We start from the raw sequence: 26,288 nt of genomic DNA, 5'->3' as shown, positions 1-26,288 counted from the left end.
GCCTTAACGATATGGTGTCCCGGTCAATACCCAAGGCCCCAGGGCCGGAGCAACGGAGCGGCTGTCGTGGAATTCGACGTGACCATCGAGATCCCTCGCGGGAACCGGAACAAGTACGAGGTGGACCACCACAACGGGCGCATCCGTCTGGACCGCATGCTGTTCACCGCCACCCGCTATCCGGACGACTACGGCTTCATCGAGGGCACCCTCGGCGAGGACGGCGACCCGCTGGACTGCCTGGTGCTGCTCGAGGAGCCCACCTTCCCGGGCTGCCTGATCCGCTGCCGCGCGCTCGGCATGTTCCGCATGCGCGACGAGGCCGGCGGCGACGACAAGATCATCGCGGTGCCGGTGGGCGACCGCCGCCAGGTGCGCCGCCAGGAGCTGACCGACGTCTCGGAGTTTCACCGCCTCGAGATCCAGCACTTCTTCGAGGTCTACAAGGACCTCGAGCCCGGCAAGAGCGTCGAAGGCGCCCACTGGGAGGGCCGCTCCGACGCGGAGGCGGAGATCCGCCGCTCCTACCAGCGCGCGCTCGGCACCGAGCACGCCAACGAGTTCACGCAGGACGTCTGATCCCCGCGGGGCCGTCCTCGGTCCCGGCAGTGCAGGAGCGGGCCGCCCGCTCCTGCGTCGTCAGACGTCGTGGGCAGCGGCGCGAGCCGCGGAGTCCCGCGTGCTCAGGCCTCGAGGTGGCCGGGGTCGCCCGCGATCTCGCCCTCGAGGAGGGTGGCCTGGGAGAAGATCTCCTGCATCGCCTCGACCACCGAGCGCGAGACGGCGCGCGCCCCGAGCCCGCCGAGCAGGGCGCCGATGCCGAAGGGCAGCAGGCGCACCAGCCACAGCCCGCCGGCGCGGCGGACGACGGTGCGGCGCACCCGACGGGAGATCTCCCGCGAGACGAAGCCGGGGATCAGCCCGCCGCCGCCCCCGCCGAGCAGCGAGGACCAGCGCACGCCCTGCTTGCCGAGCGAGCGCGCGATGATCTCGGCGCCCCGCTCCCCCGACAGCACGCTCATCAGCACCAGGCGGCGGGTGTTGCGGTCGGACATGTCCAGGCCGTGGATGTCCGCCGCGGCGAGGGTGAGGAAGGCGCACGCCTCGGCGAAGGAGACGCCCTCGCCGACGCTCAGGCCGACGGCGGCGGCGGTGCCGAGACCGGGCAGGGCGGCGACGCCGCCGATGCCCGCTCCAGTGAGGGTCATCAGGCCGGTGAAGCGCCCGGTGACCTTCTCCAGCAGCTCCCGGTCGGTCGCCTCGGGATGCTTCTCGCGCAGGCGCAGGACGTAGGAGTGGGCCAGCGGCGCCTGGACCCGCAGGGCGGTGTCGAGGACGGCCAGCCAGCGCTCGTCGAGCTGGTCGGCGAAGCCCTCGTCGGCGAGCTGAGAGGGCTCGGGCAGGTGCTGGGGGCTCGAGGTCACGGTCGGCTCCGTTTCGTCGGACGGGTCCCGGAGGGCTCCGGGGAACAGGATCACGCTACCGCCGGACGGGCCCCGAGACGCGCACCTCGCCCTCGCCGAGCGACGTGATCTCGCCGGTCAGCCGGAGGCGGCGCACCGCCTCCGGGAGGTCGGCGTAGTGGTGCACGTAGCCGGTCTCGATGAAGGAGCGCGGCACGGACACGTCATGGCAGAGGGTGCCCGCGAGGTGATCGGTCTCGTGCTGCAGGATGCGGGCCGGCCAGCCCACGTGCTCCTCGTCGACCTCGCGCATCCTCCCGTCGCCGAGCAGTTCGAGGGCGGTGAGCCGCACGCGGCGGGAGCGGGCCACGATCGAGCTCCAGCCGTCGACCGACAGGCAGCCCTCCCAGGCATAGACGCGCTCGTCGCCGAGGGGCTCGACGACGGGGTCGAGGAGGGCGCGCAGGGGCACGGGGGTGCGCTCGAGCAGCTGGTCCTCCGGGTCGCCGTCCTCGCCTGCGTAGCGGTCCTCGATCACGAACAGCCGCAGCGGCAGGCCCACCTGCGGGGCGGCGAGGCCGACGCCCGGCGCCTCGCGCATGGTGAGGGCCATCGCGCGGACGAGCTCGCCGAGCAGCTCGGGCTCGAGGCGATCGCGCGCGTCGACGGCGGTGCGGCGCAGGGCCGGGTGCCCGGCCTGGACGATGCGCAGGGGGTCCGTCGGTCGGGCGCGACGATCGAGGATCTTCCGGGTCAGCTGGGTGATGTCCACCGCGCCAGTATCCCGCAGTCCGGACGGTCGCGTCCGGGGCCGGTGAGAGATGGGATACACTCTTCACGCCGGTGCAAGGACGCACCCTCACGGATGCGAATCCCCTGGACCGGTGACCTATTCACTTCACAACGGATCGTCCGGCACGTACCTGCCGGTGAAGGAGAAACACCATGGCAACAGTCACTTTCGACAACGCCTCCCGCATCTACCCGGGCCAGGAGCGCCCCGCGGTGGACAACCTCAACATCGAGATCGGTGACGGCGAGTTCCTCGTCCTCGTCGGCCCCTCCGGTTGCGGCAAGTCGACCTCGCTGCGCATGCTCGCGGGCCTCGAGGAGATCGACGCGGGTCGCATCCTGATCGGCGATCGCGACGTCACCGACGTCCCGCCGAAGGACCGCGACATCGCCATGGTGTTCCAGAACTACGCCCTGTACCCGCACATGACCGTCGCGGACAACATGGGCTTCGCCCTGAAGATCGCGGGCACCCCCAAGGCCGAGATCCGCAAGCGCGTCGAGGACGCCGCCGCGATCCTGGACCTCACCGAGTACCTCGACCGCAAGCCGAAGGCGCTCTCCGGTGGTCAGCGCCAGCGTGTGGCCATGGGCCGTGCGATCGTCCGCTCGCCCCAGGTGTTCCTCATGGACGAGCCGCTGTCCAACCTGGACGCCAAGCTCCGCGTCTCGACCCGTACCCAGATCGCCTCCCTGCAGCGTCGACTCGGCGTCACCACCGTGTACGTGACCCACGACCAGACCGAGGCCATGACCATGGGCGATCGCGTGGCGGTGCTCGACCGTGGCGTGCTCCAGCAGATCGACTCGCCCCGCCGCATGTATGACCACCCGAACAACGTGTTCGTGGCCGGCTTCATCGGCTCCCCGGCGATGAACCTCCTCGAGGAGTCCCTCACCGACCAGGGCGTCCACTTCGGCGGTGCCGTGCTGCCCGTGGATCGTGCGACCCTCTCGGGCACCGACCAGACCTCGGTCACCGTGGGCGTCCGCCCCGAGGACCTCGAGCTGGTCAGCGACGAGCAGGGAATCGCGGTCGAGGTCGACGTCGTCGAGGAGCTCGGCGCCGACGCGTTCATCTACGGACGCCGCGCCGGCAGCGACGAGACGGCCAAGCCGTTCATCGCGCGTGTCGACGGCCGTCGTCCCCCGGCCAAGGGCGAGACCGTCTACTTCCGTCCGAAGCAGGGCCACCTGCACCTGTTCGACGTGAAGTCCGGTCAGCGCCTGGGCGACTGACCCCGCTCGACCCAGCGCCCGTCGCCGTCTCCGCGGGAGGGACATCTTCTCCGTCCGCGGGCTTCCGCGCGCACCCGTTGGCAGTTCGGGGGAGAATGGAGCAATGGCACCACTGGAGATCACTGCGTCCCGGGCGGATCCGGCACTCCTTGACCTGCCCTGGGAACGACCGCTCGAAGACTGGCCGGAGGAGATGCTCGCCGCGCTCCCCCGCGGCATCTCGCGCCACGTCGTGCGCTTCGTGCGGGTCTCGGGGCGCGTGCTCGCGCTCAAGGAGATCAACCACGAGCTGGCGCGCCGGGAGTACGACATGCTGCGCGTCCTGGGCCGGCTGGGGATTCCCTGCGTGGAGCCTTTCGCCGTCGTCTCCGGTCGCACCTCGGCGTCCGGGGAGGAGCTCGACGCAGTGCTAATCACCCGGCACCTTCAGTTCTCCCTCCCCTACCGCTCCCTGTTCAGCCAGGTGTCGCAGCAGGAGACCGCGCACCGCCTGCTGGACGCCCTCGCCGTGCTGCTGGTGCGCCTGCACCTCGAGGGTTTCTACTGGGGCGACGTGTCGCTGTCCAACACCCTGTTCCGCCGCGACGCGGGCGCCTTCGCCGCCTTCATCGTCGACGTCGAGACGGGCACCCTCTACGAGAAGCTCAGCGACGGCCAGCGCCGCTACGACGTGGACCTCGCCCGCACCAACATCATCGGCGAGCTGATGGACCTCCAGGCCGGCGAGATGTTCGATCCCGAAGCGGATCCGGTCGAGGTGGGCGACGACCTGGTGCGTCGCTACGAGTCCCTGTGGGATGCGCTGACCGCGCGGGAGCGCTTCGCGGCCGATGAGCGCTGGCGGGTCTCGGCCCGCATCGAGCGGCTCAACGAGCTGGGCTTCGACGTGGGCGAGCTGGAGATCACCACCGATCTCGACGGCACCTCGCTGAGCATCCGCCCGAAGGTGGTCGATGCGGGTCATCACGCCCGGCGGCTCATGCGGCTGACCGGTATCGACGCCCAGGAGAACCAGGCCCGTCGGCTGCTCAACGACCTCGACCAGTACCGGGCGGCGACCGAGCAGCAGGCCGAGGAGGAGGAGTTCGTGGCCCATGAGTGGCTGCAGCGCCAGTACGAGCCGGTGGTGCGGGCGATCCCCCGCTCGATGCGCTCGAAGCTGCAGCCGCCGGAGTTCTTCCACGAGGTGCTCGAGCACAAGTGGTTCCTGTCGGAGACCGCCGAGAAGGATGTCAGCCTCGACGAGACGGTGCGCCACTACATCCTCAACGTGCTGATCCATCGCCCCGACGAGAAGTCGCTCGTGACCACCGAGACCTCGGCTCTGCCGATCTTCGACAGCTGAGCCCGGCCCCGATGGCGTCGACCCCGCGTGACCGTGCGCTCGCGAACCTGTCCCTGCGCGATCAGCTGCGGGTGGATCGTCTCCCCCGGCGGGTGGCCCTGATGATGGTGGGCCTGACCGGGTTCGGCCTGTCCCTCGCCCTGCTGCTCGAAGCGGGCGTCGGTGCGGCCCCCTGGGACGTGCTGCACACCGCGCTGGCGGACCTGCTGGGCACGAGCGTCGGGTTCATGAGCATCGCCGTGAGCTTCGTGCTGCTGCTCGCCTGGATCCCGCTGCGGGAGCAGGTCGGGATCGGCACCGTGTCCAACGCGATCTGGGTGGGAGCCAGCATCGACCTCGGCTTGTGGCTGCTGCCGAGCGTCTCGGGCCCGGCCGCGGGGATCGGCATGATGCTGCTGGGCGTGCTGCTCAACGGGATCTTCGCCGCGATGTACATCGGGGCGCAGCTCGGGCCGGGGGCCCGGGACGGCCTCATGACAGGTCTCAGCCGGAGGCTAGGGCGACCCGTCGGTCCGGTGCGGATCGTGCTCGAGATCGCCGTGCTGCTCACCGGCTGGGCCCTAGGCGGTCCGCTCGGCGTGGGGACGGTGGTCTACGCCCTGGGCCTGGGGCCGGTGATCCAGGCGACGCTCCCCTGGGTGACGATCCCGGTGCGCACCGTCGGCGGGCGGCCGGTCGGCCCTGCCGCGGCCCCGAGCCGTGGGGACGATGACGGCGCCGGGGAGGATCCCCCGGCGCTGCCCGCCTGAGACGGAGACGCGGCGCTGCCCGCCCGAGCTCAGGCGCGTCCCTTCTCCGCGCGCACCCCCGAGATCTCGTAGAGCGCGATCGCGGCGGCCACGGAGGCGTTGAGCGACTCGGTGCGGCCGCTCATGGGGATCGACACCACCTGGTCGCAGGTCTCGCGCGCCAGTCGGGAGATGCCCTTGCCCTCGGCGCCGACGACGAGCGCCGCGGGCTGCGTGCCGAGGCTCAGCTCGCGCGAGGTGACGTCGCCGTCGGCATCCAGGCCCAGCACGAACACGCCGCGCTCCTTGAGCTCGACGAGCGCCCGGTTGAGATTGGTCACCTGGGCGACACGGACCCGGCCGGCCGCGCCCGCGGCGACCTTCCACACGCTCGCGGTCATCGAGACGCTGCGGCGCTCGGGCAGGATCACGCCGTGCGCGCCGAAGGCGTCGGCCGAGCGGAGGATCGCGCCGAGGTTGCGCGGGTCGGTGATGCCGTCGAGGGCCACCAGCAGCGGCGGCTCGAAGGCGTCGGAGGCGATCTGCAGCAGGTCGTCGAGGCTCGCGTACTCGTACGGCGGGATGGTGAGGGCCACGCCCTGATGCACCGCGTGGTCGGTGAGGCGGTCCAGGTCGGTGCGGGAGGCCTCCGCGATGGGCAGGCCGCGCGCGGTCGCCAGGCGCATGATCTCGCGCACGCGCTCGTCGACCTCGAGGCGCTGCATCATGGTCAGCTGGGTTGCGGGGACGTTCTCGGAGAGGGCCTCGAGCACCGCGTTGCGGCCGGCGACCTGATCGCTGCCGGGGACCTTGCGGGCGTTCTTGCCGCCCCGGCCGGCGCCGCCCTTGGCGGGTGCCTTGTAGGCCTTGTGATAGGGCCGGTCCTCGGCCTTGGGGGTCGGGCCCTTCCCCTCGAGGGCGCGACGGCGCACGCCGCCGGAGCCGACGGTCGCGCCCTTCTTGCTGTGGCGCATGGCGCCGCGGCGCGAGCTGTTTCCTGCCATGGGGTGATTCTCCTCAGTGGGTGGTCTCGAGAGTCCAGCGGGCTCCGCCCTGACCGTCCTCGATGCGGATCCCCGCGGCGACCAGTGCATCGCGGAGGGCATCGGCGCGGGCCCAGTCCTTCGCGGCGCGGGCCTGCTCGCGGGCGGCGAGCTGGGTGGTGACGAGGGCGTCGAGCGCCGCGTGCTCGGCGCCGGAGGCCCCCGCGGCCGCGGCCCAGCGGGCCCCGAGCGGGTCCAGCCCCAGCACGTCGAGCATCGCACGCAGCCTGCCGAGGCCCGCGGCGACGGAGTCCTGGGCCCATCCCTCGGAGAGCAGCGTGTTCAGGGCGGACTGCTCCCGGTGGATCACCGCGAGCGCCTCGGGGACGGCGAGGTCGTCGTCCATCGCGGCCACGAAAGCGGCCGGGAGCTCGACCTCCGCGAGCGGGGCGTCGACGGCGGCCAGGGGGTGCCCGACCAGCAGCTCGGCGGCACGGCGGGCGGTCTGCGTGAACCGCTCCCACACCACCTCCGCTTCGGCCATGGCGCGGGCGTTGTACTCGACGGTCGCCCGGTAGTGCCCGCTGACCAGCGCCAGGCGCACAGCGGCCGTGGGGTGGTCGGCGAGGGCGCGGGCGGCGGTGACGAAGTTGTCGAGGCTCTTGCCCATCTTCAGCCCGTCCACGGTGAGCACGCCCGAGTGCATCCAGCGCTGGGCGAAGCCGTAGCCCGCGGCGCGCGACTGGGCCTGCTCGTTCTCGTGGTGGGGGAAGCGCAGGTCGAGACCGCCCGCGTGGATGTCGAAGGTCTCCCCGAGGTACTTGCGGCTCATGGCGGAGCACTCGAGGTGCCAGCCGGGTCGGCCGCGTCCGAAGGGGGTGTCCCACGAGGCGGTCTCGGGCTCGGTGGCCTTCGCGGCCTTCCAGAGGGCGAAGTCGCGCCGGTCGCGCTTGCCGGGCTCCATCTCCTCGCCGGCGTCCTGCATGGCCTCGAGGGACTGACGGGTCAGCGCGCCGTAGTCCGCGAAGGAGGCGACGTCGAAGTAGACCGAGCCTTCACCGTCGGCGTAGGCGTGGCCCCGTTCGATGAGGCGCTGCATCAGCTCGATCATCTCCGGGACGTGCCCGGTCGCGCGCGGCTCGTAGGTGGGGCGACGGTTCCCGATGCGGTCCAGCACGTCCTGGAACTCGCGCTCGAAACGCAGCGACCACGCCCACCAGGGCGTGTCGGCCTCCGCCGACTTCGCGAGGATCTTGTCCTCGATGTCGGTGACGTTGCGGACGTGCGTGACCGTGTACCCGCTGCGCTCGAGCCAGCGCACGAGCACGTCGAAGGCGAGGAAGGTGCGCAGGTGGCCGAGGTGCGGGGCGCCCTGCGTGGTGGGACCGCAGACATACAGCGACACCGCCCCCTCGCGCACCGGGGTGAACGGTGCAGTGGTGCGGGTGGCGGTGTCGTGCAGATGGAGAGTCACAGGGACCAGGGTACTGCCCTGGTGGGGGCTCATTCGGAGCGCGCGCTGACCTGCTTGCCGTAGAGCTCCTCGAAGGTGTCGTCGTAGGACACCGCCGCGGTGCGGCGCTTGCCCTGGACGGCTTGGACCGCGGACTGGGCGGTCTCGATCGTGGTCTCGGGGGCCTTGAGCCGCTTCACGACGAGGAACGCGAGGAGCCCGGCGATCGCGCCGAGGAGGATGAACACGCCCGCGACGATCAAGTAGGCGCCCCAGGCGGGGATCCCGGCGGCCTCGAGCCCGCTCGCCGCGGCGAACAGCAGCATCACCCACGCCGACAGCAGCAGGAACAGCAGCACCGCGGCGCAGGCGGCGATGATGCCGACCTTGATGCCGAGAGCGGTGAGCTCCTTCTTCGCGATGTCGATCTCGTGGTGGACGACGCCGAGGGCCTCGTCGCGGATGGACTGGACGAGCTCGCCGATGGACCGCTGGGTGGGCGGCGTGCTCGGGTCGTTCGTGGTGTTGATCATGGTCGGAGCCTATCGCAGGGATGAGCAGGTGAGGGGGGGTGGGACAGCGGATCCGCCGCGGTGGCGCGGCGGGCTCGCCGGAACGGCCGACGGGTCAGTCGACCGAGATCCGCTTGCGCTTGGTGGACTCGGGACGGGGGCCGGCCGAGGTCGAGCGGCGCACCACCACGGAGGGAGCGACCGCGAGATCGCGGGGGGCGACCTCGTGGCCGGAGACGCGCTCGACGAGGAACTGCGCGGCGATCGCGCCGAGCCGGTCGGAGTTGGGATCGACGCTGGTGAGCTGCGAGATCCCGGAGTCGGCGAGGGAGGTGTTGCCGTAGCCGGCGACCGCCAGCTGATCCGGCACCGAGTAGCCGGCGTCGCGCGCGGCGGAGAGGACGCCGAGGGCGGTCACGTCGTTCGCGCAGGTGACGGCCGTGGGGACGCGGCTGCCGCGCAGCAGCATCGAGCCGGCGGTCTGCCCCACCTGCTCCGTGAAGTCGCCCGGCTCCACGCGGGCGGTGTCCTCGAGGCCGTGGCGGGCCATCGCCTTGCGGAAGGCGTCGGCGCGCTCGCGGGCCACGGCCGCGCCGACCCCGCCGACGTGGGCGATCTCGCGATGCCCGAGGCCCACCAGGTGATCGACCAGCAGCCCCTGCCCGACCTCGTCGTCGATGCGGACCGTGTCGAAGCGCCCCACGAACTCCTGGGAGCAGCCGATGCCGACGAAGGGGCGGTCCCCGGTCGCGGCGAGCACGCCGTCCATGTCCGCGAGGTCCGAGACCATCAGGAAGCCGTCGACGCCGAGGCTCACGAGCGACTCGATCGCCTCGGTGTCCGCGGCGATCGGGTACTCGGGGAGCCGACGCCGGGTGGGGACGACCACGGCCGAGCGGCCGGTCGCGGCGAGCTCGATGCGGATCGCGCGCACGAGATCGGAGATCCAGGTATTGCGCATGGTGTTGACGAGCACCGCGACGACGCCGCGGTGGTCGTCCGCGTCGCTGAGCTCCTCGAGCGGGAAGCGGAGCCGCTCGGCGGCCTCGCGCACGCGCCGGGCCATGACCGGCTTGATCTCGTCCGAGCCGCGCAGGGCGCGCAGTGCCACGGCGCTCGAGATGCCGACCGAGTCCGCGACGTCGCGGAGGGTCGCGCGGGAGCCGGCCGGCTCGGCGGAAGACTGGGGCTCGTCGGCGGAGGTGCTGTCCTGGGTGCTCATGGGTCCATTGAACCGCATCCCTCCGGGGGATATCCCCCGGCGGAGCGGCGGGCGCTCCCGGTGGGTCGGCGCCTCGCGCGGCCATACTGTCGATGCCATGGACGACACCTCCGCCGCGCCGCCCCGCTCGCGCCCACCGCGGCTCACCTTCACCGCCGTGCTCGGCGTGCTCCCCGCCTCGCTCCTCGCCTGGACCTGGGGGGTCGTGAGCATCACCCTGCTGCTGTCCGGTCTCGGCGGCCTCGCCGCCCTCGGTGCCGGTGTGCTGCTGCTCGTGCCCTGGCTGCTGCTGATGCGCGTGGTCGTGCGCTTGGAGCGCCGACGAGTGGTCGCCGTGCACCGCATGGAGGTCATCGTCCCGCAGCGCCGCCGGAGCCGGCGCACCGGTCTCGGTGGCTGGATCCACGACGCCTGGCTCGAGGTCTCCTCCGGCCCGTATTGGCGCGGGGTCCTGCACCATCACCTGTCCCTGCTGGTCGCCGCGGTCTTCGCCGGACTCGCCCTCGTCCTGGTCTGGACGGGCTGGACCGCGACCGACATCGCGCTGCGCCACGGCGCGCTCGAGCTCGGGTCCGCCACCCTGCCTCGCTGGGGTCTGGGTCTGATCGGCGCAGGGAGCATCCTGCTGGCGATCCTGGCGCTGGTCCTCGGCGGACTCGCCGACCGCGGCCTCGCCCGCGGCCTGATCTCGGGCAACGAGGAGGACCTGCGGGGCCAGGTGGCCGAGCTCGCCACCCGGCGACAGGGCGCGGTCGACGCCGCCGCCCAGGAGCGGCTGCGGATCGAGCGCGATCTGCACGACGGGGTTCAGCCGCGGCTCGTCGCCCTCGCGATGACCCTGGGTATGGCCCGCTCCGCGATCCGCACCGACCCCGATCGGGCCACCGAGCTGGTCACCGAGGCGCACTCCGAGGCGAAGGCCGTCATCACCGATCTGCGCCAGCTGGCGCGCGGCATCCACCCGGCCGTGCTCACCGACCGCGGTCTGGACGCGGCGCTCTCCGCCCTCGCCGCCCGCTCCGTCACCCCCGTGGACCTCGAGGTGCAGCTGCACGGTCCCCTCGACGCCGAACGGGAGGCCGTCGCCTACTTCGTGGTCTCCGAGGCGCTGACGAACATCGCCAAGCATGCCGGTGCCCAGCGGGCTCGGGTCAGCGTGACCCAGGATCCGTCGACGTTGCGAGTGCGCATCGAGGACGACGGCCGCGGCGGCGCCCGGGTGCGCCGCGACGGGGTCTCCACCGGGCTCGCCGGGCTCACCGACCGCGTGCGCGCCACCGGCGGCCGGCTCGAGGTGTCGAGCCCCGCGAGCGGCGGCACCCTCCTCCTCGCGGAGATCCCCACGACGCCCCCGTCGGCCGCCGCGACCGCCGCGTCCGCGTCGGATCGCCCCCGCGCGCTGCCCAACGCCGTGCGTGTCCCGGACCGCGCCGCAGCGCCCGCTGCTGTGCCCGCTGCTGTGCCCGCTGCCGCTCCCGCCCACACGCCCGCCCAGGAGGACCCCCGATGAGGATCGTGATCGCTGATGACGCCGTGCTGCTGCGGGCAGGGCTCGAGCGCCTGCTGACCGAGGCCGGGCACGAGGTGCTCGCCGCCGTCGGCGATGCGACCGCGCTGCTCTCCGCGGTGACTGAGCACCGCCCGGACCTCGCCGTGGTCGACGTGCGCATGCCGCCCACGTTCACCGACGAGGGGGTGCGCGCGGCGACGCTCATCCGTCGCCAGGATCCCGACGTCGCGCTCCTGGTGCTCTCCCAGTACGTCGAGGAGCGGTACGCCTCGGAGCTGATCGCCGACTCGCCGCGCTCGCTCGGCTACGTGCTCAAGGACCGTGTCGCCGACGTCGAGGACTTCCTCGGCGTGGTCGACGAGGTCGGGGCCGGTGGCACCTGGCTGGACCCCGAGGTGGTCCAGCAGATCTTCATCCGATCCCGGCGGCGGCGCGTGCTCGAGGCGCTCACCCCGCGCGAGCGGGAGGTGCTCTCCCTCATGGCGCAGGGCCGATCCAACCAAGCCATCGCCGACACCCTGTTCGTCTCTGCCGGCAGCGTCGAGAAACACATCTCCTCGCTGCTCACCAAGCTCGATCTCCCGCCGGTCGACGGCGAGAACCGACGCGTCATGGCCGTGCTGCGCTACCTGGAGTCCGAGGACCGATGATGACCCCCACCGATCTCGCCCCCGCCCCCGATCCCCGCACCGCACCGGACGACCAGCGCGGGACCCGCCTGGATCCCGCCCGCAGGCTCCGCCCCGACCCCGGACTGGACGCGCTGTGGCGCGTGGCCGCCGCGATCGGCGCGGCGCTGATCGTCCTGCTCCTGCTGGTCGGTCTCGCCGACTGGTCGCTCGCCCCGCGGCTCGATGCCCGCTCCTACTCCGACGTCCCGGCGACGGCGCATCTCGGCGCCCCCACCGCGCTGCAGATCGACAGCGAGGTGAACGACGTCCGCGTGATCCGCCGCGACGACGCCACGGAGGTGACGGTGTCCCTGGTCGAGACGGGGGCGAGCACGGTCCCTCCCGAGGGGACCGTGGTCCGGGCCGAGCTGGCCGTCGAGACGAACGGAACCTCCAAGAGCGTCACGGTGCGGGAGCCGCTGCGCGACTCCGCACTCCCCTGGGAGCGGCAGACCCACGATCTGCTCGTGGTCGTCCCCGCGGCCCTCGCGCCCGCTTTCACTCTGACGGCGGACGTCGGCGACATCGATCTGACCGGGGATTTCTCCTCGATCACGCTCGAGACGGGACTCGGCGAGGTGACCCTCGATCAGGTCACCGCCCCCGACGGCCTCGGGATCCGCGCCGACGTCGGGGGGATCGACGTCTCCCTCGCCGGCCCCGTGCCCGGCGGCATCGATCTGGCGACCTCGGTCGGCGACGTGACGCTGCGCCTCGCTCCCGATGCGGAGGGCGATGCCGACATCACCGCGGAGACCGGGGACGTCACGGTCCAGGTGCCCGGCTCGGCACGGCGTCAGGTCGAGGCCACCGCCGAGGTGGGCGAGACCCGTATCGACTCCCGCATCACCGGCGCCTCGGGCGACATCGTCGGGACCCTGCGCGTGAGCGCCGCCGTCGGGGACGTCGACGTCACCCGCTGAGCCCGGGCCCCGCACGACGGGGCCCGATCGCGGAGAGGACCCCGGGGTCCTCCGTCCTGCGGGGCGGGTCAGCCCTTGGGCTGGAGTCCCTGCTGGATCAGATCCATCACCGAGGCGTCGGCGAGGGTCTGGGTGTCGCCGACCTGACGGTTCTCCGCGACGTCGCGCAGCAGGCGTCGCATGATCTTCCCGGAGCGGGTCTTCGGCAGCTCGGTGACCAGGAGGACCTTCTTCGGCTTCGCGATGGGGCCGATCTCCTTGCCGACATGGGCGCGCAGCAGCTCGGACACCTTCTCCTCCCCGCCCGCCGCCTCGATCGCCGCATCGTTCCCGGAGCGGAGGATCACGAAGGCGACCGGGGTCTGGCCGGTCGTGTCGTCGGCCGCGCCGACGACGGCGGCCTCGGCCACCCATTCGTGGCTGACCAGCGCCGACTCGATCTCCATGGTGGAGAGGCGGTGCCCGGAGACGTTCATGACGTCGTCGACCCGGCCCAGCAGCCAGATGTCGCCGTCCTCGTCGCGCTTCGCGCCGTCGCCCGCGAAGTAGTAGCCGGGGAAGCGCGACCAGTAGGTCTCCTTGAACCGCTCCGGGTCGCCCCAGATGCCGCGCAGCATGCCCGGCCACGGCTGGTCGAGGACGAGATAGCCGCCCTCGCCGTTGCCGACCGACTCCCCCGCGTCGTTGATGACGTCGGCGCTGATGCCGGGCAGCGGCACCTGGGCCGAGCCGGGCTTGGCCGCGGTGATGCCCGGCAGCGGAGAGATCATGATGCCGCCGGTCTCCGTCTGCCACCAGGTGTCCACGATCGGGCAGCGGTCCTGGCCGATGACGCGGCGGTACCACATCCAGGCCTCGGGGTTGATGGCCTCGCCGACGCTGCCGAGCAGGCGCAGGGAGGAGAGGTCGTGCTTCGCCGGGATGTCCTCGCCCCACTTCATGGCGGTGCGGATCGCCGTGGGCGAGGAGTAGAACAGCGAGACGCCGTACTTCTCCACGATCTCCCACCAGCGACCCTGGTGCGGGGTGTCCGGGGTGCCCTCGTAGATCACCTGGGTGCTGCGATTGGCCATCGGCCCGTACACCACATACGAGTGGCCGGTGATCCAGCCGACGTCCGCGGTGCACCAGTAGACGTCCGAGGACGGCTTGAGGTCGAAGACGTTGCGATGGGTGTAGGCCGCCTGGGTGAGATAGCCGCCGGTGGTGTGGACGATGCCCTTGGGCTTCCCGGTGGTCCCCGAGGTGTAGAGGATGAACAGCGGGTGCTCGGCCTCGACCCACACCGGCTCGTGCTCGGTCGAGGCGGTCTCGCGTGCCTCGTGCCACCACACGTCCCGACCCTCGGTCCAGTCGACCTCGCCGCCGGTGCGGCGCACCACGAGCACTTTCTGCACCGAGGAGGCGCCCCCGGCGAGCGCCTCGTCGACGGCGGGCTTGAGGGGCATCTGCTTGCCGCGGCGGTTCTGCCCGTCGGCAGTGATCACCACGCGCGCCTCGGCGTCCTCGATGCGGCTGCGCAGCGCCTCGGCGCTGAAGCCGCCGAAGACCACGGAGTGCGGGGCGCCGAGCCGCGCGCAGGCGAGCATCGCGAAGACGGCCTCGGGGACCATGGGCAGGTAGATCGCGACCCGGTCGCCCGTGCGCACGCCGAGGTCGGCGAGCACATTGGCCATGCGGGAGATCTCGTCCTTGACGTCGGCGTAGGTGAAGCGGGCGTCGGAGCCGTCCTCGTACTCGGCGAGCAGGGCGACCTGGCCGCCGTGCCCGGACTCGACGTGGCGGTCCACGCAGTTGTAGGCGGCGTTGAGGGTGCCGTCGCCGAACCAGCGGGCGAAGGGCGGGTTGGACCAGTCCAGGGTCTCGGTGAAGGGGGTCCGCCAGCTCAGCAGGCTCGCCCGCGAACGCCAGAAGGCGAGGCGGTCGCGCTCGGCCTCGGTGTAGAGCGAGGGACGCGCCACCGCGTTCTGCACGAACTCGGAGGTCGGGGAGAAAGTGCGGTTCTCCTGGCTGAGGTTCTCGATCCCGGGGGCTGCGTCGGACATCGGCTCTCCTGCTGGACGGGCCCCGACGTGCGGGGCGGGATGGACGGGGTCACCGTATCGCAGGAGATGCACGTCACGCCTGTCGTCCGCCGCCGGGCGCCCCGGGGTCGGCAGCGCCCGGGCGACTACCGTGGGGCCATGCAGCTCTCCCCCGGCGCCCCCTCCCCCTCGCTCCTCGCGCCGGTCCGACTCGGCGAGCTCCCGCTGCGCAACCGGATCTGGCTCGCCCCGATGTGCCAGTACATGGTCGAGGCCGAGGACGGGGTGCCCACGGACTGGCACCTGGTGCACCTCGGCTCCCGCGCCGCCGGCGGCTTCGGCCTCGTCATCACCGAGGCGACGGCCGTTGCCCCCGAGGGGAGGATCAGCCCGCGCGACACGGGACTGTGGAGCGACGAGCAGGCCCGCGCCTGGGCTCGCATCGTCCGTTTCTGCCAGGAGCAGGGATCGCGCATCGCCGTGCAGCTCGCGCACGCGGGTCGGAAGGCCTCGACCTGGCCGGCGCTGCCCGCCTACTCCCGCCGCCGCGGCACCGTGCCCGAGTTCGCCGCCGGCTGGCGGACCGTCGGCCCGACCACGGACCCCTTCCCGGGGCTCGACGCCCCTGATGCCCTCAGCCGGGAGGAGATCGCCGGGGTCGTCGCGGACTTCGTGGCCGCCGCCGGGCGTGCCGAGGAGGCCGGCTTCGACGCCCTCGAGCTGCATTTCGCCCACGGCTACCTGGTGCACGAGTTCCTCTCCCCGCTCGTGAACACCCGCACCGACGAGTACGGGGGCGACGGTCCGGGCCGGCGCCGCCTCGCCCGGGAGATCGCCGTCGCGGTGCGGGAGCGCTGGCCCGCCGATCGCCCGCTCATCGTGCGTCTCAGCGCGACGGACTGGATCGACGGGGGCTGGGACGTCGAGCAGTCCGCCGAGCTCGCCCGGGAGCTCGAGTCGGTCGGCGTCGACGCCCTCCACGTCTCCACCGGCGGGGCGGTCATCGCCGACATCGCCGTGGGCCCCGAGTACCAGGTGGGCTTCGCCCGCACCCTGCGCGAGGCGGTCTCCCTGCCGGTCGCCGCCGTCGGGCTCATCACCGATCCGACGGGTGCGCAGGCGGTCCTCGACCGGGGCGATGCGGACTTCGTGGCCATCGGACGCGCCGCCCTGCGCGAGCCCGCCTGGCCGCTGCGCGCCGCCCACGAGCTCGGGGTGCGCGACGCCGCCCTCTATCCCGGCGCCTACCGACGCGGCTCGTGGTGAGCTCCCCGGGCGCGCGAGCGCCGATCGTGCTGACCGGGGCGACCGGCGGCGTGGGCACCGCCCTCGCGCTGCGCCTCGCCGCGCGCGGCGAGCTCCTGGTGCTTACCGCCCGCGACGAGATCCGGCTCGCAGCGCTCGCGGACCAGGTGCGCTCCCGCGGCGGGAGCGCCGTGGTGCACCCCTGCGATCTGCGCGACCAGCCTGCGGTCGAGGATCTCGCCGCCCGGATCCCCGCCGAGCTGGGCGCGCCCGCCGCGGTGCTCTCCCTCGCGGGGCATTCGATCCGCCGTCCCCTCGCCGATTCGCTCGACCGGCCCCACGACCTGGTGCGGCTCACTGGCACGAACCTGCTCGGCCCGGCCACGCTGATCCTCGGGCTGCTGGGGCCGATGATCTCGGCCGGTCGCGGCCGGATCCTCGCCGTCACGAGCGCGACGGCGCGCATCCCCGCCCCCGGCTGGGCCGCCTACGGTGCGTCCAAGGCGGGCCTGGACTCCTGGCTGCGGGCCCTCCGCCCCGAGGCCGCCGCGGCCGGGGTGGGCATCTCGATCCTCGAGCTCCCGCTCGTCGCGACCTCGATGGCGGAGCCCGTCTACGGGACCGCTCCGCGCGGGGCGCTCCGTCCGGAGCAGGCGGCCGAGCGGGTGCTGCGCTGCCTCGACCGGGGCACCGACCTCGCCTCCCCCGCCTGGGCCCGCCTCGGGGCGGTGCTCGCCCAGGCCGCCCCCACCTTGTCCGCGCGGGGCGTGGGCCTCGCCGGTCGATTCGCCGAGCGCAGCCTGCGCCGGGACGGCCGACGATGAGGCTGCTGCAGGCCGGCACGGCGCTGCGACTGCGCGCCGCGACACGTCCCCGGGCGGTCGTGCTCCTCGATGACCGCGGGGAGCTGCGCGCCGGGGACCTGCTCGGGCAGGTCCACCTGCGCTCGCGGCGCGGTGCCGCCCCGCTGCGGCTGGCGGATCTCCCCCCGCAGGCGCCGCTGCGGGAGGTGCTGCTCACGGTGCTCGCCGGGGACGGCACCCTCGAGCCCCGCTCGTCGGGCTCCACCGGCACCCCGCGTACCCAGCGCCGAGGCCCGGTCTCCCCCGCCCAGCTCGCCCAGCTCCTCGACCTCTCCCGTCGGGTCGGGATGCGCCCCGGGCGCGTGGTCGCCTCCCTCGCCCCCGGGGTTCACGGGCACGGCCTCCTGATGGCGCTGGGCGCCCTCGCCCTGCGCTGCCCTCTCGTGGACCTCACCCATCTGCCACCCCGACGACGGGTCGAGCTGCTGCAGCGCACCGGACCGCATGTCCTCACCGGGCTGCCCGTGCACCTGTACGACCTGCTGGAGGCGGAGGCGACCTGGGGTGGCAACCGGGCCCTGCGGATCCCGCGCGTGGTCTCCGGATCCGATGTCCTCACCCCCGCCCTCCGGGCCGACCTCGCACGGCGGTTCCGGGCCCGGGTGCACGACGTCTACGGCACCACCGAGACCGGATCGCTCACGGTCGACGGCCGGCCGCTCGCCGGGGTGCGGATCCGCGCCGTGGACGGGCTGCTCCGGGCGCGCACGCCCTTCACCGCGGGCAGGGAGCTGGTGACCGACCGCGGCACGGTCGATGCGCGCGGGAGGGTGCGGGTGCTGGGCCGGGCCGACGGCTCGGTCGCCTCAAGCGGGATGATCCACCACCCGACGGACGTGGTGCGTCTGCTGCGTGCTCAGCGCGGCGTGGACACCGTCCGGCTGCGGGTCGTGGAGGATGCGCGCCTCGGTGCTCGGACCGTCGCCGAGGTGACCCTCGACCCCTCGCTGAGCCCCGAGGACGCCGCGGCGCTGCAGGCCGACGCCCTGTCGCCCGCGGCGCTGAGGGCGCTGGTGCGGGACCGGCTCGGGGCGGCTGCGGTACCCCGCGAGCTGCGATTCAGCAGTCCGGGACGCTGACCGGGACCCCCGGGCCGACGGTGATCGCGAGGCCGCCCATCGCCGTCTCCTTGTACCGCTCGTTCATGTCCTTGCCGGTCTGCCGCATGGTCTCGATGACCGTGTCGAGCGAGACGAAGTGCTCGCCCGAGCCGCGCAGGGCGAAGCGCGCGGCGGTGATCGCCTTGACCGCCGCCATGGCGTTGCGCTCGATGCACGGCACCTGCACCAGCCCGCCGACGGGGTCGCAGGTCAGGCCCAGGTTGTGCTCCATCGCGATCTCGGCGGCGTTCTCCACCTGGGCGGGCTTGCCGCCCATCGCCTCGCAGAGGGCGGCGGCGGCCATCGAGCAGGCCGACCCGACCTCGCCCTGGCATCCCACTTCGGCGCCCGAGATCGACGCGTGCTCCTTGTACAGCGAGCCGATCGCCCCGGCCGTCAGCAGGAAGCGCACGGCGATCTCGTCGGGGTCGACGCCCTCGATGTAGGTGGTGGCGAAGAACAGCACCGCCGGGATGATCCCGGCCGCGCCGTTGGTGGGCGCGGTGACCACGCGGCCGCCCGCCGCGTTCTCCTCGTTCACGGCGAGTGCGGCGAGGGAGACCCACTCGAAGGAGTTCATCGGCAGACGCACCGGGTCCTCGGCGGAGAGGGAGTCGTACCAGGAGGCGGCGCGACGGCGCACCTCGAGCCCGCCGGGGAGGATCCCGGTGCTGCGGATCCCCCGCTCGATGCAGTCGTGCATGGCGCGCCAGATGCCCAGCAGCCCGGAACGAATCTCCTCGTCGCTGCGCCACTGCCGCTCGCGCAGCAGCATCGCCTCGGAGATCGAGATCCCCCGCTCCTCGCACACGCGCAGCAGCTCGGCGCCGGTGGTGAAGATGGTGCGCCCCTGCTCCTCGGCGGCGACCTCGGCGATGGACTGGTCCATGTCCGCCTCGTCGACCACGAAGCCGCCGCCTACGGAGAACATGGGCCGGCGCAGGAGCTCGTCCCCCGCGGCGTCCAGGGCCACGAAGGTCATGCCGTTGGAGTGCTGCGGCAGGAAGGTCAGGGGATGCAGCACGATCGTCGAGGGCCGCAGGGAGACCGGCACCCGCCCGTCCAGGAGGAGACCGCCCTCGGCCTCGATCCGTGCGACCCGCTCCCGCCCGGCGACCGGATCGACGGTCTCCGGGTCAGCGCCCTCGAGCCCCATCACCACGGCATCGAGGGTGCCGTGCCCCGCGCCGGTCGCGGCGAGCGAGCCGTAGAGGTGCACCGCCACGTCGTCGACGCGCGCTCCGGTCGCGGGATCGGCGAGCACCTCGCGGGCGAAGGTCGCGGCCGCGCGCATGGGGCCGACGGTGTGCGAGCTCGAGGGACCGATCCCGATCTTGAACAGGTCGAAGGTGCTGATGCTCATCAGCGACCACCGCCCCGTCCGCCGCCGCGGCCCGAGGGGCCACGCCCTCCGGTGCCGCCTGCTCCGCGACCCCCGGTCCCGCGCGCGCCGCCGGTTCCCCGGCCCCCGGTACCGCCGGTTCCGCGACCGCCGGCGCCGCGTGCGCCACCGTCTCGAGGAGTCTCGCCGCGGGTGCCGGCACCGCGGGACCCGGCGGACCGGCCCGTCGCCCCGCGTCCGCCGCCCGCGCCGCGCGAGGTGCTCGCGCCGCGGGTGCCGCTCGCACCGCGGGACGCACCGCGCGAGGCCGCTCCGCGGCCGCCGCCCTGCCCGGACCGGCCGCCGCGGCGATCTCCCGGTGCCGCCTCGGGCTCCTCCTCCCAGGAGGCGCGCCGCTCCTCGTTGGCACGCCGCTCCTCGGCGAGGCGCCGGTTCGCACCACCGCGCTTGAAGTCCAGCTTGCGCGGGGCGCCCTTGTGCTTCTCGAGCGCGGGGTCCTCCGCCGGCTCGCCGCTCGGAGCACGGCCGCCGAGCCGCTCGAGCGCGGGATCCGCGGCCTCGACGACATCGGACCAGACGCCCTCGACCTCGGCGGCCTCGAGGATCTGCCGGGTCGAGCCGGTCTGGTGCGGGAGGGCGAGGGTCACCACGGTGCCCTGCGCCCCGGCGCGGGCGGTGCGGCCCGAGCGGTGCACGTACTCCTTGACGTCATCGGCCGGATCGACGTGGACCACCATCGTCACGTCGTCGATGTGCAGGCCGCGGGCGGCGACGTCGGTCGCGACGAGCACCGGATAGGCGCCCTCGCGGAAGCCGGCGAGCACGTTGGTGCGCAGGCCCTGCTGCTTGTTGCCGTGCAGCGCCGCGGCCCTCACCCCCACCTCGACGAGCTCCTGGGCGACGCGCTCGGCGCCGAGCTGGGTGCGGGTGAACATCAGGGTGCGGCCCTTCCGGGCGGCGAGCTGGGCGGTGACCTCGCGCTTCGCGGCGGGGGCGATCGCGAGCACCTCGTGCGTCATGGTCTTCACGGCCGCGGCGACGGGGGTGGTCTCGTGGCTGATCGGATCCACGAGGAAGCTGTCGACGAGCTCCTCGACCTGTCCGTCGAGCGTCGCGGAGAACAGCATCTTCTGGGTGCCCATCGTGGTCGCGGCGAGGATGTCGCGCACCGCCGGCAGGAACCCGAGGTCGGCCATGTGGTCGGCCTCGTCGATCACGGTCGTCTCGACGAGGTCGAGCTGGAGCGCACCCCGCTCGGCGAGGTCGATGAGTCGGCCCGGGGTGGCGACGACTATCGCGACGCCGCGGGCGACGGCCTCGGCCTGCTTCTCGATGTTCATGCCGCCCGCCACCAGCTGGGCCCGCAGCCCCACCGCGCGCGCGAAGGGATGGATGGTGTCGACCACCTGCACCGCGAGCTCGCGGGTGGGCACCAGCACCACGCCGAGCGGACGCCGACGATGCTGCTTGCGCCCCCGGAACCGGCTGGTCATGGCGAGGGTGAAGGCGAGGGTCTTGCCGGATCCGGTCTCCGCCCGGGCCAGGACGTCGCGTCCGGCGAGGGCGTCGGGAAGGATCGCGGCCTGGATCTCGAAGGCGCGCGAGAGTCCCTGCTCGGCGAGCACGCCGAGCAGCTCGTCCGGCAGCGCCATGTCCTCGAAGCGCTCGGAGCTGTCCGCCGAGCGGCGGCGGGCCTTGGGCATGGTGATCCTCCTGACGAAGCGGGCAGTGCCCATCATCGCGCATGGACGGGGCGTGGGAGACTGGTCCCGATGATGCGCACTCTCATGACCTCGAAGATCCACCGGGCCACGGTCACGCAGGCTGACCTGCACTACGTCGGGTCGGTGACGATCGACGCCGATCTCGTCGAGGCCGCGGGCCTGGTCGAGCACGAGCAGGTCACCATCGCCGACATCACCTCCGGCGCCCGGCTCGTCACCTATGTGATCGCCGGCGAGCGCGGCAGCGGCGTGATCGGGATCAACGGCGCGGCCGCCCACCTCGTCAGCCCCGGCGACCTGGTGATCATCATGGCCTACGGGCAGCTCGAGGCCGCCGAGATCCCCGGGCACCACCCGCGCGTGGTGCACGTCGACGGCGAGAACCGCATCGTGGCGATCGGGGACGACGGCGCCGAGCCGGTCCCCGGCATGCCCGATCAGATCAACGGGCGCACCTCCGTCGGCCGTCACTGACGGCAGGCGGCGCCGAGCGGTCCGGGAACCGGACGCGACCCGTTCGCCCTCGGCGAACCCGATAGGATTTCGCGGGTGACCTGCACCCAGCCCCTCCGCCGCCGATGAGCGGGGTCCTCGCCGGGTTCTTCATCGTCTGGTCGATCATCGGCGTCGGCTGGATCGCCGGCCGCACCGGGATCCTCGGTCCGCACGGTCGGTACGTCCTGAACCGCTCGACCTTCTTCCTCTGCTCCCCCGCGCTCGTGCTGGTGGGGCTGCTCGACTCCGAGCTCGCCGAGATCTTCTCCGCGCCGATGGCGGTCGCCGGGATCTCCGGCGTGCTCACCGGCGCCCTGCTGCTGCTCGGGGTGCGGCTGTTCACGAAGCGCCGCGGCGCCGAGCTCGTGGTCACGGCGATCAGCGGCTCCGTGGTCAACGGCGCGAACATGGGCTTCCCGATCGCGGCGTACGTGCTCGGGGACATCTCCCACGCCCTGCCGGTGATCCTCTTCCAGCAGGCGATCTACACGCCGCTCTATCTCTTCGCGCTGCACCACGTGACCCAGAAGGACGCGCAGGGGCCCGCCGGGATCCTGCGCAGCATCGGCGCCAACCCGACCATCATCGCGGCCGCCGTCGGCGTGGCCCTCGCCCTGCTCCACGTGAAGGTCCCGCAGGTGGTGCTGGACCCCTTCCAGTCCCTCGGGGACATGGCGATCCCCGCGATGCTGCTCGCCTACGGCCTGTCGCTGTACGGATCGAAGCCGCTCGCGAAGGACGACGGCTACCGCGGACTGATCGCCGTGGCCTCGTCGGCGAAGCTGCTCGCCATGCCCGTGATCGCCCTCGGGGTCGGGCTCGCCCTGGGACTGCGGGGCGCCGGACTCTACGAGGTGGTCGTGATGGCGGCCCTGCCCACGGCGCAGAACGTCTTCGTCGCCGCCGCCCGGTACCGCGCCGCCGAGAACCTCGCCCGCGACACCGTGCTGATCACGACGATCGGCACCGTGCTGGTGCTGCTGCTGATCTCGGGCGTCGCCGGGATCTGAGCCTGGGGCCGGGTCGCGTCCCGCCCCTCCACCCTGCCCCTCTGCCCCACACGGAGTGTTGCCGCGCCTCGGCCCCACACAGCATGTTGCCGCGCCTCGGCGCGCGCTGCTCCGCCACCGTCCACCGGACGCTCCGGCACGCCGTCCCGCGCCCCATTGCATTAGTCCATCGTTGTGAGTAACCTCCGTCACAGGGTTCGGCCGTCCCGTGATCGCGGGCGGCCGAGGGCCGGTCGGCCTTGATCCCTCCACCGCACCAACGAGGGTGCGGCGGCCCAGCGAAGGGAGAGCGATGAGCGCGAGCAACGCCGTCGCGACGGGCGGACCGGGCACACCGGGCACCGCAGCCGTCAGCGACCAGAACACAGGGACGGGGGCACGGGCCCCTTCCGAAGGCGGGCGGCCCACGCGCCGGCCCCTCACCGGACGGGAGAAGCGCAACCTCCGCAACGGACTGCTGTTCATCTCGCCGTGGATCATCGGCGTCGCAGTGTTCGTGATCTACCCGCTGATCTACTCCTTCGTGATCAGCCTGACCCAGTACTCCGGGATGCAGACGCCGACCTTCATCGGCCTGCGGAACTACATCTCGGCCTTCGTCGACCCGATGGTCCGCACCTCGGTCGGCAACACCGTCTACTACATGCTGCTGGCCGTACCGGTCGGCATGGTCGTGGCCCTGCTGCTTGCGATCGCGATGAACCGCAACGTGCGGGAGGTGGCGATCTACCGGACGCTGCTGTACCTGCCCTCGCTCATCCCGATGTTCGCCATGTCGTTCATCTTCATCGTGTTCGTCAACCCGCAGTTCGGCATCGTCAACCAGTTCCTGGGCCTGTTCGGCATGCCCGACACGAACCTGCTGGGCGAGCCGCGGTACGCGAAGATCGTGATGATCGTGATGGCCCAGCTGGGTGCGGGCAACGCCGCCCTGATCTACCTCGCGGGCCTGCGCAACATCCCCGACACCCTCTACGAGGCGGCCCGCATCGACGGCGCCTCCCGCTTCCGTCAGTTCACCGCGATCACGCTGCCGCTGCTCACCCCGACGATCCTGTTCAACCTGATCACCGGTGTCTCCGGCGCGATGATGGTGTTCACCGAGGCGTACATCATGACCAACGGCGGTCCCGACAACTCGACGCTGTTCTACATGCTGTACCTCTACCGGAACGCCTTCTCCTACGGTCAGCTCGGCTTCGCCTCGGCGCTCGCGGTGCTGCTGTTCCTGTTCGGCATGGTGCTCGCCGGACTCATCTACTGGCTCTCCCGCCGGTTCGTGAACTACGACGTCTCGGCCGGCTGAGGAGGACCCCGACATGGCCATCAACACCGTCAGCACCGGAGCGCAGAACCTCGGCTCCGGCGCCTCGATCAAGTCCCGCTCGAACTACGGGCGCAACCCCGACGGCTCCCGACCCAGCGCGCTGAGCGCCTGGATCTCGCGCCTCGTCATGCTCGTCGTGCTCCTGCTCTTCTCGCTGCCCCTCTACTGGATGCTGATCTCGGCGCTGAAGACCCCCGAGGAGCTCGCGCAGTTCCCGCCCACGCTGTTCCCCACGGAGCTGCGCTGGCAGAACTTCTCGGACGCCGTGACGATCATGCCGTTCTGGACCTTCTTCCGGAACAGCGCCATCATCACGATCTGCGTGGTCGTCTTCAGCGTGGTCTCGAACTTCATCGTGGCCTACGGCTTCGCGTGCATCGACTGGCCCGGGCGCAACCGGGTCTTCTTCATCGTGCTCGCGACCCTGTTCCTGCCCTTCCCCGTGACCCTCATCCCGATGTTCGACATGTGGGCCGGGCTGGGCTTCGTGAACACCTTCGTCCCGCTCATCGCCCCGGCGCTCTTCGCCGGCGGGTTCTTCACCTTCCTGCTGCGACAGTTCATGCTGCAGACCCCGCGCGACATGCTCGACGCCGCCCGGGTGGACGGCGCCAGCGAGTGGACGATCGCCTGGCGGATCGTGTTCCCCACCGCCCGCCCCGCGGTCACCGTGATCGCGATCTTCTCCGCGGTCGGCACCTGGAACGACTTCATGGGTCCGCTGATCTACCTGCAGGACCAGGACAAGCAGACGCTCTCCATCGGTATGCAGGTCTTCCGCTCCGTCAACTCGCAGGACATCCAGTTCAACCTGCTCATGGCGGCCTCGTTCCTCGTGCTCCTCCCGCTGGTGCTCCTGTTCTTCATGTTCCAGCGCTACTTCATCAGCGGCATCACCCTCGGAGGTTTCAAGTGATCAACCGTCGCACCCTGTTGCGCGCCCTCGGCGCCGGAGCCAGCGTCACCGTCGCCGGCGGCTCGATCGTCGGCTGCACGAGCCGTCCCGTCGGGGACCAGCGCGACCCCAACGTCGTCAAGCTGTGGGGCCAGGGCGGCACCAATGCCGAGCTCGAGGCCCTCATCATCGAGGCCTTCACCGAGCAGAACCCCGATGTGAAGATCGAGGTCTCCCAGGTCCCGTCGAACGGTCAGGGCGATGCGTCCAGCGCGATCACCGCGGTCCGCGGTCGCACCGGCCCGGACGTGTACTTCGTGGACCGCTTCAACGGCGCCCAGTTCGCCTCCCTCGGCCTGCTCGAGCCCATCGACGGCCTCATCGAGGAGTACGAGGGCGTCAGCGTCGAGGAGTTCATGTCCCAGTGGATCAAGTTCGCCACCGACGAGCTGTTCTACGACGGGCAGTACTTCGGGCTCCCGGTGGACACCGACACCCGTGCCCTGTTCGTGAACAGGACTCTCGCGACGGAGGCCGGGATCGACCCGGCGCTCCTGGACCCTGCCAACGGACCGATGTCCTACGACCAGATCTGGGAGATCAACGACCAGTTCAACGTCCAGGACGACCGCGGCACCTACGAGAAGGTCACCTGGATCCCCTGGGACGATCAGGCGTCGCTGCTCATGTGGGCGATGGCGAACGACGTCCCGATGTTCTCCAACGAGTCCTGCCACGTGCTGCTGGACTCGCCGGAGATGCTCTCGGTCGCAAAGATGTACGCCGGATGGGTCGAGCGCCTGGACTTCGCGCGCCTCGATGCGTTCAAGGCCACGTACCAGCCGCCCAACGCACCGCCCACTCAGACCAGCTTCTTCTCCGACCGTCAGCTGTTCCAGATCACCGGGTCCTGGGCGGTCAAGGGCCTCAAGCAGTACAAGCCCGACATGGACTACGGGCTCACGTATCTCCCCGTTCCCAACGAGGGCGACGACCCCTTCACCTGGGCCGGCGGCTTCGCGCTCGCGATGCCGAAGGGCGCCAGCATGTCGAAGGCGGCCTGGGACTTTTTCAAGTTCTATGCGGGCTACGAGGGCCAGAAGATCCTCATGCCGAAACTCACGAACATCCCCACGAACATCGAGACGATCAAGGACCCCCAGGGGTGGAGCCCGGACATCAAGTTCTTCGTGGAACTGATGGGCGTGGCGAAGTCCCGGCCGCCGCTGCCGGTGGGCACCAAGCTGTGGGACGCCATGTTCACCATGCAGGGCAGCCTCAACCAGGGCTCCGACACCCCGGAGAACCTGGTCAAGGAGGCCCAGCAGTACGTGGACCCGACGATGCAGCAGTTCTGCCCGATCTCCCTGCCCGAGGGCTTCGGCGAGCCGGACCCGAACTTCACCCAGGAGGATGCCGCGGACGTCGGCTGATCCCGCTCCGTCCCCCCGCGTGCCCCGTCACCGCCGCCCGGCGGAGAAG

At 72.0% G+C, this 26,288-nt stretch carries 24 protein-coding genes; 15 read left to right on the top strand and 9 right to left on the bottom strand.

Annotated features, from left to right (window positions below; translation table 11 throughout):
- Nucleotides 1-66: 66 nt before the first annotated feature.
- Complete coding sequence (locus tag ACZCAH_RS12810; protein WP_464341444.1) at nucleotides 67-579, top strand: inorganic diphosphatase; 513 nt, start codon at nucleotides 67-69, stop codon at nucleotides 577-579.
- A 104-nt stretch (nucleotides 580-683) separates the two neighbouring features.
- Here ACZCAH_RS12810 and ACZCAH_RS12805 read toward each other — a convergent pair whose 3' ends face one another.
- Together ACZCAH_RS12805 and ACZCAH_RS12800 are read right to left on the bottom strand one after the other, a co-directional pair.
- On the bottom strand, nucleotides 684-1,424 hold the full coding sequence (locus ACZCAH_RS12805) for a hypothetical protein (protein ID WP_464341443.1): 741 nt from the start codon (nucleotides 1,422-1,424) through the stop codon (nucleotides 684-686).
- Nucleotides 1,425-1,479: 55 nt separating this feature from the next.
- Nucleotides 1,480-2,175 carry a peptide deformylase gene (locus tag ACZCAH_RS12800; RefSeq protein WP_464341442.1) on the bottom strand — a complete coding sequence of 232 codons (696 nt, stop codon included), beginning with the start codon at nucleotides 2,173-2,175 and terminating at the stop codon, nucleotides 1,480-1,482.
- Nucleotides 2,176-2,348: 173 nt separating this feature from the next.
- On the opposite strand from ACZCAH_RS12800, the gene ACZCAH_RS12795 reads away from it, so the two are divergent.
- The 3 genes from ACZCAH_RS12795 to yczE all read left to right on the top strand — a co-directional run bounded on the left by ACZCAH_RS12795 (nucleotide 2,349) and on the right by yczE (nucleotide 5,528).
- A complete protein-coding gene (locus ACZCAH_RS12795; protein ID WP_464341441.1) occupies nucleotides 2,349-3,434 on the top strand; it encodes an ABC transporter ATP-binding protein in 1,086 nt (361 codons plus the stop codon).
- A 103-nt stretch (nucleotides 3,435-3,537) separates the two neighbouring features.
- Nucleotides 3,538-4,779, top strand: coding sequence for a DUF4032 domain-containing protein (locus ACZCAH_RS12790; RefSeq protein WP_464341440.1), 1,242 nt, complete (start codon nucleotides 3,538-3,540; stop codon nucleotides 4,777-4,779).
- Nucleotides 4,780-4,790: 11 nt separating this feature from the next.
- Nucleotides 4,791-5,528, top strand: coding sequence for a membrane protein YczE (gene yczE, locus ACZCAH_RS12785; protein WP_464341439.1), 738 nt, complete (start codon nucleotides 4,791-4,793; stop codon nucleotides 5,526-5,528).
- A 29-nt stretch (nucleotides 5,529-5,557) separates the two neighbouring features.
- Here yczE and rlmB read toward each other — a convergent pair whose 3' ends face one another.
- The 4 genes from rlmB to ACZCAH_RS12765 form a co-directional block, all read right to left on the bottom strand.
- Nucleotides 5,558-6,511, bottom strand: a complete 954-nt coding sequence (gene rlmB, locus ACZCAH_RS12780) for a 23S rRNA (guanosine(2251)-2'-O)-methyltransferase RlmB (RefSeq protein WP_329749895.1) — start codon at nucleotides 6,509-6,511, stop codon at nucleotides 5,558-5,560.
- Nucleotides 6,512-6,524: 13 nt separating this feature from the next.
- Entirely contained in the window at nucleotides 6,525-7,964 is a 1,440-nt protein-coding gene (cysS, locus tag ACZCAH_RS12775) for a cysteine--tRNA ligase (protein WP_464341438.1), read from the bottom strand.
- A gap of 29 nt (nucleotides 7,965-7,993) precedes the next feature.
- Nucleotides 7,994-8,476 carry a phage holin family protein gene (locus ACZCAH_RS12770; RefSeq protein ID WP_464341437.1) on the bottom strand — a complete coding sequence of 161 codons (483 nt, stop codon included), beginning with the start codon at nucleotides 8,474-8,476 and terminating at the stop codon, nucleotides 7,994-7,996.
- 94 nt (nucleotides 8,477-8,570) lie between these two features.
- Entirely contained in the window at nucleotides 8,571-9,677 is a 1,107-nt protein-coding gene (locus ACZCAH_RS12765) for a LacI family DNA-binding transcriptional regulator (protein WP_464341436.1), read from the bottom strand.
- A gap of 97 nt (nucleotides 9,678-9,774) precedes the next feature.
- Between ACZCAH_RS12765 and ACZCAH_RS12760 the strand changes: the two genes are divergently transcribed.
- From ACZCAH_RS12760 to ACZCAH_RS12750, 3 genes are read left to right on the top strand one after another with little or no spacing between them, the layout of a single operon-like run.
- Nucleotides 9,775-11,187: a sensor histidine kinase gene (locus ACZCAH_RS12760; RefSeq protein WP_464341435.1), complete on the top strand. Its 1,413-nt coding sequence runs from the start codon at nucleotides 9,775-9,777 to the stop codon at nucleotides 11,185-11,187.
- Nucleotides 11,184-11,837, top strand: a complete 654-nt coding sequence (locus tag ACZCAH_RS12755) for a LuxR C-terminal-related transcriptional regulator (protein ID WP_464341434.1) — start codon at nucleotides 11,184-11,186, stop codon at nucleotides 11,835-11,837. Before ACZCAH_RS12760 ends, ACZCAH_RS12755 begins: the two co-directional genes overlap by 4 nt.
- Nucleotides 11,837-12,781, top strand: a complete 945-nt coding sequence (locus ACZCAH_RS12750) for a DUF4097 family beta strand repeat-containing protein (RefSeq protein WP_464341433.1) — start codon at nucleotides 11,837-11,839, stop codon at nucleotides 12,779-12,781. The genes ACZCAH_RS12755 and ACZCAH_RS12750 overlap by 1 nt, the downstream gene beginning before the upstream one ends.
- A gap of 68 nt (nucleotides 12,782-12,849) precedes the next feature.
- On the opposite strand, the gene acs is transcribed toward ACZCAH_RS12750, so the two are convergent.
- Entirely contained in the window at nucleotides 12,850-14,826 is a 1,977-nt protein-coding gene (gene acs / locus ACZCAH_RS12745; RefSeq protein WP_464341432.1) for an acetate--CoA ligase, read from the bottom strand.
- Between the two features lie 138 nt (nucleotides 14,827-14,964).
- On the opposite strand from acs, the gene ACZCAH_RS12740 reads away from it, so the two are divergent.
- The 3 genes from ACZCAH_RS12740 to ACZCAH_RS12730 are packed head-to-tail and all read left to right on the top strand — an operon-like array spanning nucleotide 14,965 to nucleotide 17,992.
- Nucleotides 14,965-16,071: an NADH:flavin oxidoreductase/NADH oxidase gene (locus ACZCAH_RS12740; RefSeq protein WP_464341431.1), complete on the top strand. Its 1,107-nt coding sequence runs from the start codon at nucleotides 14,965-14,967 to the stop codon at nucleotides 16,069-16,071.
- Nucleotides 16,068-16,874 carry an SDR family NAD(P)-dependent oxidoreductase gene (locus tag ACZCAH_RS12735; protein ID WP_464341430.1) on the top strand — a complete coding sequence of 269 codons (807 nt, stop codon included), beginning with the start codon at nucleotides 16,068-16,070 and terminating at the stop codon, nucleotides 16,872-16,874. Before ACZCAH_RS12740 ends, ACZCAH_RS12735 begins: the two co-directional genes overlap by 4 nt.
- A complete protein-coding gene (locus ACZCAH_RS12730) occupies nucleotides 16,871-17,992 on the top strand; it encodes an AMP-binding protein (protein WP_464341429.1) in 1,122 nt (373 codons plus the stop codon). The genes ACZCAH_RS12735 and ACZCAH_RS12730 overlap by 4 nt, the downstream gene beginning before the upstream one ends.
- Here ACZCAH_RS12730 and ACZCAH_RS12725 read toward each other — a convergent pair.
- Together ACZCAH_RS12725 and ACZCAH_RS12720 are read right to left on the bottom strand one after the other, a co-directional pair.
- Complete coding sequence (locus tag ACZCAH_RS12725; RefSeq protein WP_464341428.1) at nucleotides 17,973-19,376, bottom strand: L-serine ammonia-lyase; 1,404 nt, start codon at nucleotides 19,374-19,376, stop codon at nucleotides 17,973-17,975. The genes ACZCAH_RS12730 and ACZCAH_RS12725 overlap by 20 nt on opposite strands.
- A complete protein-coding gene (locus ACZCAH_RS12720) occupies nucleotides 19,376-21,058 on the bottom strand; it encodes a DEAD/DEAH box helicase (protein WP_464341427.1) in 1,683 nt (560 codons plus the stop codon). The genes ACZCAH_RS12725 and ACZCAH_RS12720 overlap by 1 nt, the downstream gene beginning before the upstream one ends.
- Nucleotides 21,059-21,127: 69 nt before the next feature.
- Here ACZCAH_RS12720 and panD point away from each other — a divergent pair, with 69 nt between their 5' ends.
- From panD to ACZCAH_RS12695, 5 genes are all read left to right on the top strand, one after another.
- Nucleotides 21,128-21,553: an aspartate 1-decarboxylase gene (gene panD / locus ACZCAH_RS12715; protein ID WP_329744965.1), complete on the top strand. Its 426-nt coding sequence runs from the start codon at nucleotides 21,128-21,130 to the stop codon at nucleotides 21,551-21,553.
- A gap of 104 nt (nucleotides 21,554-21,657) precedes the next feature.
- Nucleotides 21,658-22,584 (top strand): AEC family transporter, encoded by a 927-nt coding sequence (locus ACZCAH_RS12710; protein ID WP_464341426.1) that lies wholly within the window; start codon nucleotides 21,658-21,660, stop codon nucleotides 22,582-22,584.
- 292 nt (nucleotides 22,585-22,876) lie between these two features.
- Nucleotides 22,877-23,890, top strand: a complete 1,014-nt coding sequence (locus ACZCAH_RS12705) for a carbohydrate ABC transporter permease (protein WP_464341425.1) — start codon at nucleotides 22,877-22,879, stop codon at nucleotides 23,888-23,890.
- Nucleotides 23,891-23,903: 13 nt separating this feature from the next.
- On the top strand, nucleotides 23,904-24,827 hold the full coding sequence (locus ACZCAH_RS12700) for a carbohydrate ABC transporter permease (protein WP_464341424.1): 924 nt from the start codon (nucleotides 23,904-23,906) through the stop codon (nucleotides 24,825-24,827).
- Nucleotides 24,824-26,239, top strand: coding sequence for an extracellular solute-binding protein (locus ACZCAH_RS12695; protein ID WP_464341423.1), 1,416 nt, complete (start codon nucleotides 24,824-24,826; stop codon nucleotides 26,237-26,239). Before ACZCAH_RS12700 ends, ACZCAH_RS12695 begins: the two co-directional genes overlap by 4 nt.
- Nucleotides 26,240-26,288: the final 49 nt, after the last annotated feature.

Source organism: Brachybacterium sp. B718/18, from assembly GCF_055454375.1.
This window is presented reverse-complemented; position numbering and strand designations above follow the sequence as displayed.

What these genes read in the sequence shown, in the direction of transcription:
- ACZCAH_RS12795 (WP_464341441.1), top strand. Translation starts at nt 2,349, where the DNA reads ATGGCAACAGTCACTTTCGACAACGCCTCCCGCATCTACCCGGGCCAG.
- ACZCAH_RS12790 (WP_464341440.1), top strand. Translation starts at nt 3,538, where the DNA reads ATGGCACCACTGGAGATCACTGCGTCCCGGGCGGATCCGGCACTCCTT.
- yczE (WP_464341439.1), top strand. Translation starts at nt 4,791, where the DNA reads ATGGCGTCGACCCCGCGTGACCGTGCGCTCGCGAACCTGTCCCTGCGC.
- rlmB (WP_329749895.1), bottom strand. Translation starts at nt 6,511, where the DNA reads ATGGCAGGAAACAGCTCGCGCCGCGGCGCCATGCGCCACAGCAAGAAG.
- ACZCAH_RS12770 (WP_464341437.1), bottom strand. Translation starts at nt 8,476, where the DNA reads ATGATCAACACCACGAACGACCCGAGCACGCCGCCCACCCAGCGGTCC.
- ACZCAH_RS12765 (WP_464341436.1), bottom strand. Translation starts at nt 9,677, where the DNA reads ATGAGCACCCAGGACAGCACCTCCGCCGACGAGCCCCAGTCTTCCGCC.
- ACZCAH_RS12760 (WP_464341435.1), top strand. Translation starts at nt 9,775, where the DNA reads ATGGACGACACCTCCGCCGCGCCGCCCCGCTCGCGCCCACCGCGGCTC.
- ACZCAH_RS12755 (WP_464341434.1), top strand. Translation starts at nt 11,184, where the DNA reads ATGAGGATCGTGATCGCTGATGACGCCGTGCTGCTGCGGGCAGGGCTC.
- ACZCAH_RS12750 (WP_464341433.1), top strand. Translation starts at nt 11,837, where the DNA reads ATGACCCCCACCGATCTCGCCCCCGCCCCCGATCCCCGCACCGCACCG.
- acs (WP_464341432.1), bottom strand. Translation starts at nt 14,826, where the DNA reads ATGTCCGACGCAGCCCCCGGGATCGAGAACCTCAGCCAGGAGAACCGC.
- ACZCAH_RS12740 (WP_464341431.1), top strand. Translation starts at nt 14,965, where the DNA reads ATGCAGCTCTCCCCCGGCGCCCCCTCCCCCTCGCTCCTCGCGCCGGTC.
- ACZCAH_RS12730 (WP_464341429.1), top strand. Translation starts at nt 16,871, where the DNA reads ATGAGGCTGCTGCAGGCCGGCACGGCGCTGCGACTGCGCGCCGCGACA.
- ACZCAH_RS12725 (WP_464341428.1), bottom strand. Translation starts at nt 19,376, where the DNA reads ATGAGCATCAGCACCTTCGACCTGTTCAAGATCGGGATCGGTCCCTCG.
- ACZCAH_RS12720 (WP_464341427.1), bottom strand. Translation starts at nt 21,058, where the DNA reads ATGCCCAAGGCCCGCCGCCGCTCGGCGGACAGCTCCGAGCGCTTCGAG.
- panD (WP_329744965.1), top strand. Translation starts at nt 21,128, where the DNA reads ATGATGCGCACTCTCATGACCTCGAAGATCCACCGGGCCACGGTCACG.
- ACZCAH_RS12710 (WP_464341426.1), top strand. Translation starts at nt 21,658, where the DNA reads ATGAGCGGGGTCCTCGCCGGGTTCTTCATCGTCTGGTCGATCATCGGC.
- ACZCAH_RS12705 (WP_464341425.1), top strand. Translation starts at nt 22,877, where the DNA reads ATGAGCGCGAGCAACGCCGTCGCGACGGGCGGACCGGGCACACCGGGC.
- ACZCAH_RS12700 (WP_464341424.1), top strand. Translation starts at nt 23,904, where the DNA reads ATGGCCATCAACACCGTCAGCACCGGAGCGCAGAACCTCGGCTCCGGC.